Below are 13,905 nucleotides of genomic sequence, written 5' to 3'. Positions count from 1 at the left end.
TTTCTCTGTCAAAGGACGAAACAGTAAGACCGATCCCGACACGACGTCGATAAAAAAATCCAGATGTGGACGGATTTGGCCACGGCCAGCCGCGCCGGTCAGCTTTCTCACAGTTTCAGCCATCGCAGCACGAGAGCTTCCTCGTCATCGAGACCATCGATGGAGCGTTTGCGTTTGTTGGCTTGCGCCATTTCATTCAGCAACCGCCCTTCGGACCACGCTTCGAAGACCCGCGGATGGATATAGCATTTGCGGCAGACGGCACGCGTATTGCCCAGCCGCTCGGCAACCTTGTCGATGACGCTGTTCATCGCCCTGTTTCGCTGCGCCTGGCTTTGCGGCAGTTCCGTTTGGGCAAACAGCGACGCGGCGTGAATGGTGCCGCCCCAGGTGCGGAAATGCTTCGAACTGAAGGCGTCACCGACCGCCTCACGGATATAGCGGTTGACGTCCTCGGAGCGGACCGGCCGCCTGTTGCCGTCCTCATCGAGATACTGGAACAGCTTCTGGCCTGGCAGGTCCTGCGCGCCGCGCACAATCCTGGCGATGCGGCGGTCGACCAGCTTCAGCTTCCACTCCTTGCCCGACTTGCCCTTGAAGGCAAAGCGCAGGCTTGAACCGACAATATCCACATGCCGGTCGCGCAACGTGGTCAGCCCGAAACTCTTGTTGTCGCGGGCGTAGGCGGCATTGCCGACGCGGATCATCGTGTTGTCGAGCAGCCAGACGACCGCGGCGACGACACGCTCGAACGGCAGGCCACGACGGCGCAGATCGCTGTCGATCCTGTGCCGCAGGTCTGGCAGGCTCTCGGCGAAAGCAACCAGGCTCGAATATTTGGCACCATCGCGCTCTTCGGCCCATTGCGGATGATAGCGGTATTGCTTGCGTCCGCGCTGGTCCCTGCCGGTTGCCTGGATATGGCCGTCCGCGTCCGGCGAAATCCACACATCCGTCCAGGCCGGCGGAATGACGATCGCCTCGATGCGGGCCCTGGTAGTGGCCGAAACTGTTCCTCCGTCCGGTCCCTTGTAGGAGAACCCCTTGCCTGTTTTCAGCCGCCGGATACCGGGCTCGGCATCACTGACATAGCTAAGCGACGCATGGTCGGCCGAGCTTTGTGCCCCGTTTTTGGGCGCACCATCTGGCGATACAGCGTCCTCGCCAGCCGGTCGGCTGGGCGACAATCCGGATTTTTGCAACATGTCGGCTCCACGCGAGTTCCGTAGATAAGCCACTGGCCGACCCCTGGTTCCACCCGCCGTCCGAAAAGCGCCTCGCGCCGATATCGCGCTGGCCGGCGCCTACAGAGCGCCTTGCAGCTTGATCGGCGGCGCCGACAAACGCCGCCGCGCCGCGAGCTTGAACCTGTAGCGCAGGCAGCGCCAAGCTTCTGAGCGCCGCTTCGGCGCGGCCGCGGCTACCGCCAGGAAGCGCGCCGCGGTGCCCAGATCGCCGCGCGCATAGTGGACCCGGGCGATCTTGAGGGCGACAAGCCCTTCCCTGGCCTTGAGCGCCGACAACGGGATGTTGCAGTCGGTCAGTGTGCGCAGTTCCCGGCGCCAGTCCAGAAAGCGCCGCACCGGGTTGAGGGCAAAGCGGTCATCGGAACGTACCGGCGAAACCTCATAGACCATGACAGGTTGCGAAACCATGGCGAGCGATGCCTTGCTCATCAGCCGTGCCCAGAACAGCGTGTCCTCGTCATAGGCCATTCCGATGGGGAACCGCGTCTCGCCGATCAGGGTCCGCGATGCCAGAACGCTGCCCACGGCGACCGAACGTATGTCGCCTTTCACATAGGCCGAGGCATTTGCCAGGCACGCAGCCTGATAGCCGTTCGGCATCTTGATCTGCCGGTCCTGGCCGTTCACCCGTCGCCGGTAGGCACCCACGATCATGTCGGCCTCCGGCTGCTCCCGGGCCTTGCGGAGCAGTGCGCGCAACCCGCCCCGCAGATGCAGGTCGTCGGCATCGATCAGGTAGACCCAGAAATAGACCGCTTCGGCCAGCGCCAAATTGCGGGCACCGCCTGCATCGCGGCATTTGGCCGACAGCACGCGCAGCGGCAACGAGAGTTGTGCCGCGGCCTCCCGCGCGATGGTTGCCGTGCCATCGGTCGACGCATCGTCGACCAGCAATATCTCGCCGATGATCTCGGCCTCGCTGCGTAGCGATGCCAGCGTTGCAGCAATGGTCGCCGCCGCGTTACAGGCAGGAATGACGACGCTGATTGCTCTCAATTACAAACCTCGCGCCATGCGCTTGAGGATACAACTACCGTCACCCCGAAATACAGACTAGCGGCCGCATCGGTATTTGAGAAGCAGTCTTGTCCATCCCGAATTGCGGCGCAAATACCGCTGCGTGTACGACCTGCTTCAGGCTCTTTCGAGCACGACCGGAATGACGTCGACAGCTTGCTCGCCAACCTGTCCCCCCGTGGTCTTGAGCACGCCGACGATCGGCGCCACGTCCGAATAGTCGCGGCCGTGGCCGACGGTGATATGGTCGTTGCTGGCCCGCATGCCGTTGGTCGGATCGAATTCCTGCCAGCCCGCATCGCGCCCGCACCAGACCTTGACCCAGGCATGCATGGCATCGGCGCCTTCCAGCCGGGGCTTGCCCTTCGGCGGGATGGTGCGCAAGAAGCCGCTGACATAGCCGGCCGGAATACCGAGCCCGCGCAGGCCGGCGATCATGATGTGTGAAAAGTCCTGGCAGACGCCGCGCTTCAACTTGAAGGCATCACTGGCCCGGGTCCGCACCGTTGTCGCTTCGCCGTCATAGGTGAAATCGCGATGGATGCGATTGCACAGGCTCACGGTCGTGCCGGCGGCAGAGCCGGCGATGCTGTCGCGTGCGTAAGCGGTGATCGCATCGTCGATGCCGGCATGGGTGCTGGCCGTCAGGAAGTGGTGCGGTGCATCAGGTGCCAGAGACCGCATCGCGGCGAGTTCTTGCCTCAGCCGGGCGATATCGGGCGACACGTCGAGCCCGGGCTCGGGCCGAGACACCGACACGCGGGCGCTCATCCTGATGTCGAGCGCGTCATGCGCGTCGCGAAAGGCGATCGAGGTGACGTTGTTGCCGAAGAAATCGGAAAAGTCGGAACGTTCGTTGGGTGCCGGCGCAAAGGACAGGGATGCGGCGATGACACGCTGCACGCCTAATATCGTCGACGGCAGTACGCGCACCTGATGACGACCGCCGCCGGCCGCTGCAGCGTAATCGTAATGCAGATGAAGCCTGATGTCGTAGAGCATGTTCTATTTTTCTGCCTTTGCGCAGGTTCTTGTCGCAAAACCGTGCGACACTTTTGCGGAACCTGCTTAGCCGAAATAGGCTTTGGCGAGGCTGTTGTAGAGGCCGCCGATTTCAAAGGCGAGGTCGTCCAGCGCCTTTGCCGTCATATCCGAAGGCTCCTTGATGGCGATCTGGGTGTTGAGCTGCAGGATTTCCTTCGCCGCCGGCGACATTTGTCCCTCGCCGCCGAGTGACGGCAACAGGCCGATTTCGGCTTTCAGCCTTTCGAGCTGGAACAGGATCGAGCGCGGATTGAGCGGATCGAGCGCCAGCAGGTCGATCACCGTGCGCCGACCGGCCTGCACCGGATATTGGCGGCGATGGGTCATCACGCTGTCGCCGATCTCCAGCATCATGTCCAGCGCGCCGTCCGGCGCCTTGGCGCTGGTCAGCCGCGACAGCGTGCGGGAGATCTGGATACCGCGCTCCAGCCGGCGGCCGATCTCGAGGAAGCGCCAACCGGCGAAGCGGTACATGTTCTCGTGCAGCAGGCCGGAAAAGCCGGCGAGCTTACGCAGGATGACTGTCATCGCCCGGGTCGCGTCGTCGCCGGGCGCGACCGTCGTTGCGAACTGATGGATGGTTTTCGACAGGTCCTTCAGCGCCAGCCAGCCATCGGGCGAGAAGCGGTCGCGGATCTGCCCGGCGCTGTAGACCGCACTATCCAGCGTGCCGATCAGCCCTGACGGGATCGCTGTCTCCACATCGATGCCGAAAGGTTCGAGATAATCCCTGATGTCGGCGAGCAGCGGCATATCCGGGTCGGAGGTTTCGGCCAGCCGCACATGGTAGGCGCGCAGGATACGCACCGTGTCTTCCGAGCGCTCGATATAGCGGCCGAGCCAGGTCAGGTTCTCCGCCGCGCGACTGGGCAGGCTGCCGGGCCTGGTGCGGCTGAAACTGTCGCCTTCTTGCGGCAGCAGCGTCTCGCGCTCCACCGGTTTGTCGCTGACAACCCAGACATCCGCCGCCTGGCCGCCACGCTGCATGGCGATCGCCGTCGGGTCGAGCGACAGGCCGATACGGGCAAAACCGCCCGGCATCACCGTCCAGCCTTCCGGCGTTCGCGCCAGGTAGACGCGCAGGCTCGCTGGCCGCGGCTCCAGCCAGCCGCCGACATAGACGGGCGTCGTCGAAAGCGTCACCGCTTCCTGGCCGACGAAATCGCCGCCGTCACGTTCAATGCGCGCCACCAGTTCCGCCCGCTCACCGGCCGACAGAGCCGAGCCTAGCTTCGTCGAATCGTCGTCCTCGAAGGCAAGCCTCGTCGACAGCGCCGGCCCGATCACCATGCGATCGATATTGGCCAGCACATGCGCGCGCTCGGTAGCTTGCCCACACCACCATGTCGCGACACTTGGCAGCAGCAATTCCTCGCCCCGCAAGGCCCGTGAAATCTTGGGCAGGAAGGCAAGCAGCGCGCGCGTCTCCATCAGGCCGGAGCCCAGTGCATTGACGGTAGCAACCGCGCCCTGGCGGATCGCCTCGACCAGGCCCGGCGTGCCGATCTGCGAATCCGGGCGCAGTTCCAGCGGGTCGGCGAAGGCGGCGTCGAGCCGCCGCCACAACACGCTGATCGGCATCAGGCCGGAAACCGTGCGCACCATCAGCCGGCTGCCGGAGACGGTCAAATCCTCGCCTTCGAGCAGCATGATGCCGAGGTAGCGGGCGATGTAGGCGTGCTCGTAATAAGTTTCGTTGAGCGGCCCCGGCGTCAGGATGGCGACGCGGCCGTCGGTCTCCTTGGCCATGCCGATCAGCGCGTCGCGAAAACGGCGGAAAAAGCCTGCAAGGCGGTGCACATGCATCTCGCCATAGATGTCGGACAGCGCGCGTGTGGTGGCGACGCGGTTTTCCAGTGCGAAACCGGCGCCGGACGGCGCCTGCGTACGATCGCCCAGCACCCACCACTGGCCGTCAGGTCCGCGGCCGAGTTCGAAGGCGCAGAAATGCAGGAAGTGGCCGCCCGCCGGCCTGGTGCCGACGACAGGCCGCAAATATTCGGGGCTGGCGGCGATCAATCCCGCCGGCAGGATGCCTTTCTCGACCAGCCGGTTCGGCCCGTAGATATCGGCGATGGTTTCCTCGAACAGGTCGGCGCGCTGCACGAGGCCGGCGCTGATCGCCGCCCACTCGCTCTCCTCGATGAGAACCGGGACATGCGCCAGTGGCCATTCGCGCTCATTGGCACCGGCCTTGTCATAGACGCGGTAATAAACGCCGGCATCGCGCAGATATTGGTCGGCGCGGGCAAAGCGCTGGCCGAGCTTTTCAGCGCCAAGTTCCTCGAGCGCCTCGACAAAATGCTTCCAGGCCGGGCGAGGATTGCCTGACGCATCGACCATCTCGTCGACGACGCCGTCGATCGGCTGGTAGTGCTCCAGCAGGCTGTGGGTCTGCGGCTTGCCGCGTCCCCTCTTGTGATTCCCCTTTGCCATCGCTGATCAGAGTCTTGCCGGCCGCCGAAGGTCAAGGGTCATCGGGAAATCTTCCGCCGGTTGTTCTTCACGGATCACATAGGCGGATGGCGTATGGCCGCGCGGTTCGAAGCGGGCGAGCCGCCGAGCTTCCGCCTCGTTGCCATTGACCGGAAAGGTGTCGTAATTGCGCCCGCCGGGATGGGCGACGTGGTAGACGCAGCCGCCGACCGCACGTCCCGACCAGCGGTCATAGATGTCGAAGACCAGCGGCGTGTTGACCGGCAGCGCCGGATGCAGGCCCGATGCCGGCTGCCAGGCCTTGAAGCGGACGCCCGCCACCGCCACTTCGCGATTGTCGGTGACCTTCATAGGCACGATGCGGCCGTTGCAGACAACTGCGTGACGCTCCGGGTTCAGCCCTTCGGTCTTGATCTGCAGCCGTTCGACCGAGGAATCGACGAAACGCACGGTGCCGCCGATCGCGCCTTGCTCGCCCATGACATGCCAGGGTTCGAGCGCCTGCCGCAGTTCCAGCTTGATGCCGGCATGCTGAACCTGACCGCAGAAGGGGAAGCGGAATTCGAGCTGGGCGTCGAACCATTCGGGCCTGAATTCGAAGCCGTTGAGCTTGAGGTCGTCGAGCACGTCGAGGAAATCGGCCCAGACATAATGCGGCAGCATGAAACGATCGTGCAGTGAGGTGCCCCAGCGCACGAAGCGGCCATCGAGCGGGCTCTTCCAGGCACGGGCAATGATCGCCCTGACAAGCAGTTGCTGCGCGAGGCTCATGCGTGCATTGGGCGGCATCTCGAAGCCGCGGAATTCGACCAGTCCCAGCCGACCGGTCGGTCCGTCCGGCGAAAACAGTTTGTCGATGCAGATTTCCGAACGATGCGTATTGCCGGTGACGTCGGTCAACAAATTGCGGAACAGCCGGTCGACCAGCCATGGCAAGGGTGCGTTGCCCTGGTCCGGATGCGGTACCTGCGCCATCGCGATCTCAAGCTCGTAGAGCGAGTCGTGACGCGCCTCGTCGAAGCGTGGCGCCTGGCTGGTCGGCCCGATGAACAGGCCGGAGAACAGATAGGACAGCGACGGATGGCGCTGCCATTGCAGCACCAGGCTCTTCAGCAGGTCCGGCCTTCGCAGGAAGGGGCTGTCATTGGGTGTCGCACCGCCGACCACGACATGGTTGCCGCCGCCGGTGCCGGTGTGGCGGCCGTCAATCATGAACTTGTCGGCGCCAAGCCGTGTCTGCCGCGCTTCCTCATAGATCGCCGTCGTCGTCGCCACGCAATCCTGCCAGTTGGAAGCAGGATGGATGTTGACCTCGATGACGCCGGGATCAGGCGCGACGCGGATGACGTTGAGGCGCGGATCGTGAGGCGGGCCGTAGCCCTCGATATGCACGGGAAGGCCGATCGCCTTCGCCGCGTTCTCGGCCGCAGCGACCAGTTCGAGATAGTCTTCCAGCGCCTCGACCGGCGGCATGAACACGCAAAGCCGCCCATCGCGCGGCTCGACCGAAAGCGCGGTGCGCACCGCGCCGCCGATCTCGGTGATCTCTTGTTCGACCCGGTCCTGCTGGCCGGTCGCAGCGGTGAACGATGCCGCTTGCTGGCGGCGCGCCATCTCGTCGGCACCTTCCAGTTCAGCCGGAGCCGCCGAGGGCAGGATGGCTTCACGCGCGGGCAGCGGTCCGCGTGGCAGCGACGGATCGACCGGCACGATGTAGGGGAATTGCTCCGGCGGCACATAGGGCAACGTGCCGAGTGGCAGGCGGTAGCCGACGGGTGAATCGCCGGGTACCAGGAACAGCCGGCCGCGCCGCGTCTTCCATTTTTCCGAGCGCCAGCGCGGATCCGATGCCTGGCTATTCCAGCGCTGCACCGGCAGCACATAGCCGGACGGCTTGGTCAGTCCGCGTTCGAACACCTTCGCCATACGGCTGCGTTCTTCCGGATCCTCCAGCCTGGAGTTGGACGGATCGACATTGTCAGGCAGCTTGCCTTCCTTGAGCAGCCATTCGGCCGGATCCTCATAGGCTTCGCTGACCATGGCCTTGTCGATGCCGAGTTCGCCGGCAATCGCGGTGAGCAGGCTTTCGGCCTGCTTCGGGCCGATATCGGCCTCGCTCTTTTCGCGTGCGATTAGCGACGGATCGCTCCATACCGGCTGGCCGTCGGCACGCCAGTAGAGCGAAAAGGTCCAGCGCGGCAGGCTTTCGCCCGGATACCATTTGCCCTGGCCGTAATGGAGAAAGCCGCCGGGCGCGAAGCGCTCGCGCAGTTTACGGATCAGTTCGTCCGCCTTTTCGCGCTTGGTGGGACCGACGGCGGCGGTGTTCCACTCGGCCGACTCGAAATCGTCGATCGACACGAAAGTCGGCTCGCCCCCCATCGTCAGCCGCACGTCGCCGGCGGCAAGCGCTGCATCGACCTTGTTGCCCAGCGCGTCGAGCGCCTGCCAGCTTTCGTCCGAAAATGGCTTGGTGATGCGCGGATGTTCGGCGATGCGGTCGACCCGCATCTCGAAGCCGAATTCGACATTGGCGAAGCTTGCCATGCCGGAAATGGGAGCCGCGTTGCGGAAATGCGGCGTGGCGGCCAGCGGCACATGGCTTTCGCCGGTGAGCAGGCCCGAGGTCGGATCGAAGCCGATCCAGCCGGCGCCGGGAAGATAGACCTCGCACCAGGCATGCAGATCGGTGAAGTCGACCGCGGTTCCGGCTGGACCATCGAGCGCCACCAGATCGGGCTTCAACTGGACCAGATAGCCGGAAACGAAGCGCGCGGCGATGCCGAGATTGCGCAGGATCTGCACCAGCAGCCAGCTCGAATCCCGGCATGACCCCTTTTTTGCGGCCAAGGTCTCTTCCGGCGAGAACACCCCGGTTTCCATGCGCACGATATAGGCGATCTCGCGCTGCAGCCGCGCATTGAGGTCGACTAGGAAATTGACGGTGTTGGCTGCGCTGCGATCGATGGTGTTCAGCAGCGCCGACAGCAGCGGTCCCGCCGGTTCCGGCGTGCGATAGATGGCGAGATCGTCGCGGATTTCTTCCGGATACTCGAATGGAAATGCCTCGGCCGACGGCTCGACGAAGAAATCGAACGGATTGTAGACTGTCATGTCAGCGACGAGGTCGACCTCGATCTTCAACTCCGTCACCGGCTCCGGAAAGACGAAGCGGGCTAGGAAGTTGCCGTAGGGGTCCTGCTGCAGATTGACGAAGTGGTTGGCCGGCTCGACCTTGAGCGAATGGCTCAGCACCTTGGTGCGGGAATGCGGCGCCGGCTGCAGCCTGATGATCTGGGGCCCGAGAACCACCGGCCGGTCGTACTTGTAGTGGGTCAGGTGGTAGACAGCTGCCAGAATTGCCATGGAGCCCCGGAATTCAGCGTTTCAAACGATTTCGCTGAACCCTGACACATCTGGCGACCATTCTCCAAGCAGAGATGTTGCGGTGCACCTAATTTAAGCAACGGTTGCCGGCTCAGAAAAACGCCTGTATCCCCGTCTGCGCCCGTCCCAGGATCAGCGCATGCACGTCATGCGTGCCTTCATAGGTGTTGACCGTCTCCAGGTTCTGCGCGTGGCGCATGACGTGGTAGCCGATCTGGATGCCGTTGCCGCCATGCATGTCGCGGGCCTGGCGGGCGATGTCGAGCGCCTTGCCGCAATTGTTGCGCTTGACGATCGAGATCATTTCCGGCGCCATCTTGCCTTCATCCAGCAGCCGCCCGACGCGCAAGGATGCCTGCAGCCCAAGCGCGATCTCGGTCTGCATATCCGCCAGCTTCTTCTGGTAGAGCTGCGTGCCGGCCAGCGGCTTGCCGAACTGCTTGCGGTCGAGACCGTATTGGCGGGCGCGGTGCCAGCAATCCTCGGCGGCGCCCATCGAGCCCCAGGAAATGCCGAAGCGAGCCCGGTTGAGGCAGCCGAACGGTCCGCCAAGGCCTTTTGCGTTGGGCAGCAGCGCGTCTTCGCCGACCTCGACGCCTTCCATCACCACTTCGCCGGTGATCGACGCGCGCAGGCTGAGCTTGCCGCCGATCTTCGGCGCCGACAGCCCCTTCATGCCTTTTTCCAGCACAAAACCGCGGATTTCGTCCTTGCCGTTCTCGCCCTTCAGCTTCGCCCAGACGACGAACACGTCGGCGACCGGCGCGTTGGAAATCCACATCTTCGAACCGGACAGCTTGTAGCCGTTGGCTGTCCTCTCGGCGCGTGTCTTCATGCCGCCCGGGTCGGAGCCGGCATCCGGCTCGGTCAGGCCAAAACAGCCGATCCACTCGCCGCTGGCAAGCTTGGGCAGGTACTTCTTGCGCTGTTCGTCCGAGCCATAGGCGTAGATCGGATACATCACCAGCGACGACTGCACTGACATCATCGAGCGATAACCCGAGTCGACACGTTCGACTTCCCGCGCGACCAGCCCATAGGTGACGTAGTTCGCGCCAAGCCCGCCGAATTCCTCGGGGATGTTGATGCCGAGCAGGCCAGCCTCGCCCATTTCGCGGAAGATCGCGGTATCGAAAGTTTCGTTGAGGTAGGCGTCCTCGATCCGCGGCGCCAGTTTGTCGGCGGCGAAGGCGGCCGCGCCGTCGCGCACCATGCGCTCGTCTTCCGAAAGCTGGCCCTCGATCAGGAACGGATCTTCCCAGACGAATGCGTTCTTGTCGGCGGCCATCGCGTTTCTCCCAAACCAATGCATGTCGCTCAAAACGATGACATGCATGAAGCAAAATGTTGGCCCGTTCTATCGGCCTGCGTCTCGAAAAAATCAAACGAAATTGATTCACCGATCAATGAGCTCTAGGAATGGATCATGAGTGTACAACGCCGCCTTTTGCCCAACATAAGCGCCCTTGCCGCCTTCGAGGCTGTGGCCCGGCTGGGCAGTTTCACCGCTGCCGCCCAGGAGCTCGATTTGACCCAGGGCGCGGTCAGCCGGCAGATCAGATCGCTTGAAGATCAATTCGGCCGCCGGCTGTTCGAACGCGACAGCCGCAATGTCAGGCTGTCGACATCGGGCGACATCTACGCCGAAGCGGTGCGTTCAGCACTTGGTCAGTTGCGTGACGCAGCCCTTGGATTGATGAGCAATCGGCATAGCGGCATCCTGAACCTTGCCATCCTGCCGACCTTCGGCACGCGCTGGCTGATGCCGATGATCCCCGATTTCGTAGAAAACAATCCCGATATCACCATCAATTTCGTCACCCGCGTCGGCCGCTTCGACTTCGCCAAGGAGAGGCTGGATGCCGCCATCCACTATGGCCTGCCGGACTGGCCCGAGGCCGACTCGACACTGTTGGTGCGCGAAACCGTGGCGCCGGTCGTGTCGCCCGAATTCCTCACTGGCCGCGCCATCGCCTCACCGGCCGATATCGGCCGCCTGCCGCTGCTGCACATGGCGACGCGTCCTGGCGCCTGGACCGAATGGTTCGAGCATCAGGGCCTGAGCGCGCCGACCGGACCGGGCATGCAGTTCGAGCAGTTCGGCACCGCCGCCCAGGCCTGCATGGCGGGGCTCGGCGTGGCGCTGCTGCCGCTGATCCTCATTGCAGGCGAACTGCAGCGCGGCCAGCTGGTGCCGGCGCCAGGCCAGCCCATGCAAAGCCGCAGCGCCTACTATCTCGTCGTCCCACACGACAAGCGCGGCCATCCGCCAGTCGCCAGTTTTCGCGACTGGCTGCTGGGCCAGGTCGAGAAGGAGCCGGCCGTTCTGGCGTGGTAGTTACTTCCGCTTCAGCGCATCCGCCAAGGCAGCACCGAATGCGCCTTGCTGTGCCGGCCGCTCCGGCTGACGTTGCTGCGGTGCCGGCGAACGTGGTGCCGGCCTGCCGCCACCATTGTCGCGTGGCCCGCCACGCGGTGCGCCACCCTCGCCGCCATCCTTGCGCATGGAAAGCGCGATGCGCTTGCGCTTGATGTCGACGTCGACGACCCGCACCTTGACCACATCGCCGGCCTTCACGACCTCATGCGCGTCCTTGATGAACCGGTCGGCCAGTTGCGAGACATGCACCAGCCCGTCCTGATGCACTCCGATATCGACAAAGGCGCCGAAGGCGGCCACATTGGTGACCGTGCCTTCAAGCAGCATGCCGGGCTTCAGATCCTTGATGTCATCAACGCCGTCGGCGAAGGTCGCCGTCTTGAAGCCCGGGCGCGGGTCGCGGCCCGGTTTTTCCAGCTCCGCCAGGATGTCGCGCACCGTCGGCAAGCCGAAGCGATCATCGACGAAGACGCGCGGGTCGAGTGCCTTCAGCGCGGCACTATCGCCCATCAACGACCGCACATCGCGCCCGCAGGCGGCGACGATCTTCTTCGCCACGCCATAGGCCTCCGGATGCACCGACGAGGCATCGAGCGGCTCGCTGCCATTGGCAATGCGCAGGAAGCCGGCAGATTGTTCGAAGGCCCGAGGTCCGAGCCGCGGCACCTTGAGCAGATCTTTCCGGCTGGCGAAGGGCCCGGTCGCATCGCGATGGGCGACGATCGCGTCGGCCAGAGACGCGCCGAGACCTGAAACGCGCGCCAGCAGCGGCGCCGAGGCGGTGTTGAGATCGACGCCGACGGCGTTGACCGCGTCTTCCACCACCGCTTCCAGCGAGCGGCCGAGACGGTACTGGTCGACATCGTGCTGGTACTGGCCGACGCCAATCGATTTAGGTTCGATCTTGACCAGTTCGGCCAGCGGATCCTGCAGGCGCCGAGCGATCGACACCGCGCCGCGCAGCGATACGTCGAGGCCGGGGAATTCCGCCGCCGCCGTCGCCGATGCCGAATAAACCGAGGCGCCGGCCTCGCTGACTATCACCTTCAGGGGCTTCTGACCACCATCCGCCGGCATGTCGGACAGCATGTCGGCGACCAGCTTTTCCGTCTCGCGGCTGCCGGTGCCGTTGCCGATCGAAATCAGCTCGACCTTGTGCAGCCGGATGAGCTTGGCGAGCTCCGCCTGCGTGCCGCGCACATCATTCCTGGGCGGAAACGGATAGACCGTCGTCGTGGTCAGCACCTTGCCGGTGCCGTCGACCACCGCCACCTTGACGCCGGTGCGGATGCCGGGGTCGAGCCCCATAGTGGCGCGCGAACCGGCGGGAGCGGCCAGCAGCAAATCCTTGAGGTTACGGGCGAACACATGGATCGCTTCCTCTTCTGCCCGCTCGCGCAGGTCGCGCATCAAATCGAGAGTCAGGTGCAGCGACAGTTTTATCCGCCAGGTCCAGCCCGCCACCTCCATCAGCCAGCGGTCACCCGGCAGGCTGCCTCCGATGGCATAGGCATTGGCGATCATCCGCTCGACCGGCTTCACCGGCGACGTATCATCGGCATCGACCTCGATGTCGAGCGAAAGCACTTCCTCGTTGCGGCCACGCAGCATCGCCAGCGCGCGATGGCTCGGCACATTTGCCCAGCGCTCGACATGGTCGAAATAGTCGGAGAATTTCGCACCGGCTTCCTGCTTGCCGTCGACCACCCTGGCGCGCATGAAAGCGCGCTCCTTCATGTAGCTGCGCAATTTGCCGACCAGATCGGCATTCTCGGCGAATTGTTCCGACAGGATGTCGCGCGCCCCTTCGAGCGCTGCCTTGGTATCGGCCACCTCTTCGCTGACATAGGCCAGCGCCAGTTCGGCAGGCACCAATGAGCGGTTCGCCAGGATGGCTTCGGCCAGCGGCCCCAGCCCGCGCTCCCTGGCGATCTCGGCCTTGGTCCGGCGCTTGGGCTTGTAGGGCAGGTAGATATCCTCAAGTTCCGCCTTGGTGCTGGCGGCGACGATCTTGCCTTCAAGCTCCTCGGTCAGCTTGCCCTGTTCGCGGATCGAGCCAAGGATGGTGTCGCGGCGCGCATCGAGCTCGCGCAGATAGGCAAGGCGTTCGGCAAGATCGCGCAATTGCGTGTCGTCGAGCCCGCCGGTGACTTCCTTGCGGTAGCGCGCCACGAACGGCACTGTCGCGCCCTCATCGAGCAGTTCAATCGCCGCGGCCGCCTGTTCGGGCCGCGCACTGATCTCGGCCGCGATGATGGCTGCAATGCGCTTGATGTCGGATGCCATGTCGTACCTGCTCTCGTCCAAAGAGCGGCGACCATAGGCGCAGACGTCCGGTCCGCCAACCGCCGCGCTTCGATCAGCCCGGCGGGTCCACAGGAAAGCAGCGCTAAT

At 64.2% G+C, this 13,905-nt stretch carries 8 protein-coding genes; 1 reads left to right on the top strand and 7 read right to left on the bottom strand.

Annotated elements, in window-relative coordinates:
* Nucleotides 1-107 precede the first annotated feature (107 nt).
* From EJ079_RS15670 to EJ079_RS15645, 6 genes are all read right to left on the bottom strand, one after another.
* Nucleotides 108-1,205 carry a DNA topoisomerase IB gene (locus tag EJ079_RS15670; RefSeq protein ID WP_127809437.1) on the bottom strand — a complete coding sequence of 366 codons (1,098 nt, stop codon included), beginning with the start codon at nt 1,203-1,205 and terminating at the stop codon, nt 108-110.
* Nucleotides 1,206-1,304: 99 nt separating this feature from the next.
* Entirely contained in the window at nt 1,305-2,243 is a 939-nt protein-coding gene (locus EJ079_RS15665) for a glycosyltransferase family A protein (RefSeq protein ID WP_127809436.1), read from the bottom strand.
* 138 nt (nt 2,244-2,381) lie between these two features.
* Nucleotides 2,382-3,266: a transglutaminase family protein gene (locus tag EJ079_RS15660; RefSeq protein ID WP_127809435.1), complete on the bottom strand. Its 885-nt coding sequence runs from the start codon at nt 3,264-3,266 to the stop codon at nt 2,382-2,384.
* A gap of 66 nt (nt 3,267-3,332) precedes the next feature.
* Nucleotides 3,333-5,744: a circularly permuted type 2 ATP-grasp protein gene (locus tag EJ079_RS15655; RefSeq protein WP_127809434.1), complete on the bottom strand. Its 2,412-nt coding sequence runs from the start codon at nt 5,742-5,744 to the stop codon at nt 3,333-3,335.
* 6 nt (nt 5,745-5,750) lie between these two features.
* Nucleotides 5,751-9,110 carry a transglutaminase family protein gene (locus EJ079_RS15650; RefSeq protein ID WP_127809433.1) on the bottom strand — a complete coding sequence of 1,120 codons (3,360 nt, stop codon included), beginning with the start codon at nt 9,108-9,110 and terminating at the stop codon, nt 5,751-5,753.
* A 112-nt stretch (nt 9,111-9,222) separates the two neighbouring features.
* A complete protein-coding gene (locus EJ079_RS15645) occupies nt 9,223-10,419 on the bottom strand; it encodes an acyl-CoA dehydrogenase (RefSeq protein WP_127321027.1) in 1,197 nt (398 codons plus the stop codon).
* A gap of 138 nt (nt 10,420-10,557) precedes the next feature.
* Between EJ079_RS15645 and EJ079_RS15640 the strand changes: the two genes are divergently transcribed.
* Nucleotides 10,558-11,469, top strand: coding sequence for a LysR family transcriptional regulator (locus EJ079_RS15640; protein ID WP_127809432.1), 912 nt, complete (start codon nt 10,558-10,560; stop codon nt 11,467-11,469).
* On the opposite strand, the gene EJ079_RS15635 is transcribed toward EJ079_RS15640, so the two are convergent.
* Nucleotides 11,470-13,797 (bottom strand): Tex family protein, encoded by a 2,328-nt coding sequence (locus tag EJ079_RS15635; protein WP_127809431.1) that lies wholly within the window; start codon nt 13,795-13,797, stop codon nt 11,470-11,472. It lies immediately after the preceding gene.
* Nucleotides 13,798-13,905 lie beyond the last annotated feature (108 nt).

It is taken from the genome of Mesorhizobium sp. M7A.F.Ce.TU.012.03.2.1 (assembly GCF_004006095.1).
In the GTDB taxonomy this organism is placed as follows: Bacteria; Pseudomonadota; Alphaproteobacteria; order Rhizobiales; family Rhizobiaceae; genus Mesorhizobium.
This window is presented reverse-complemented; position numbering and strand designations above follow the sequence as displayed.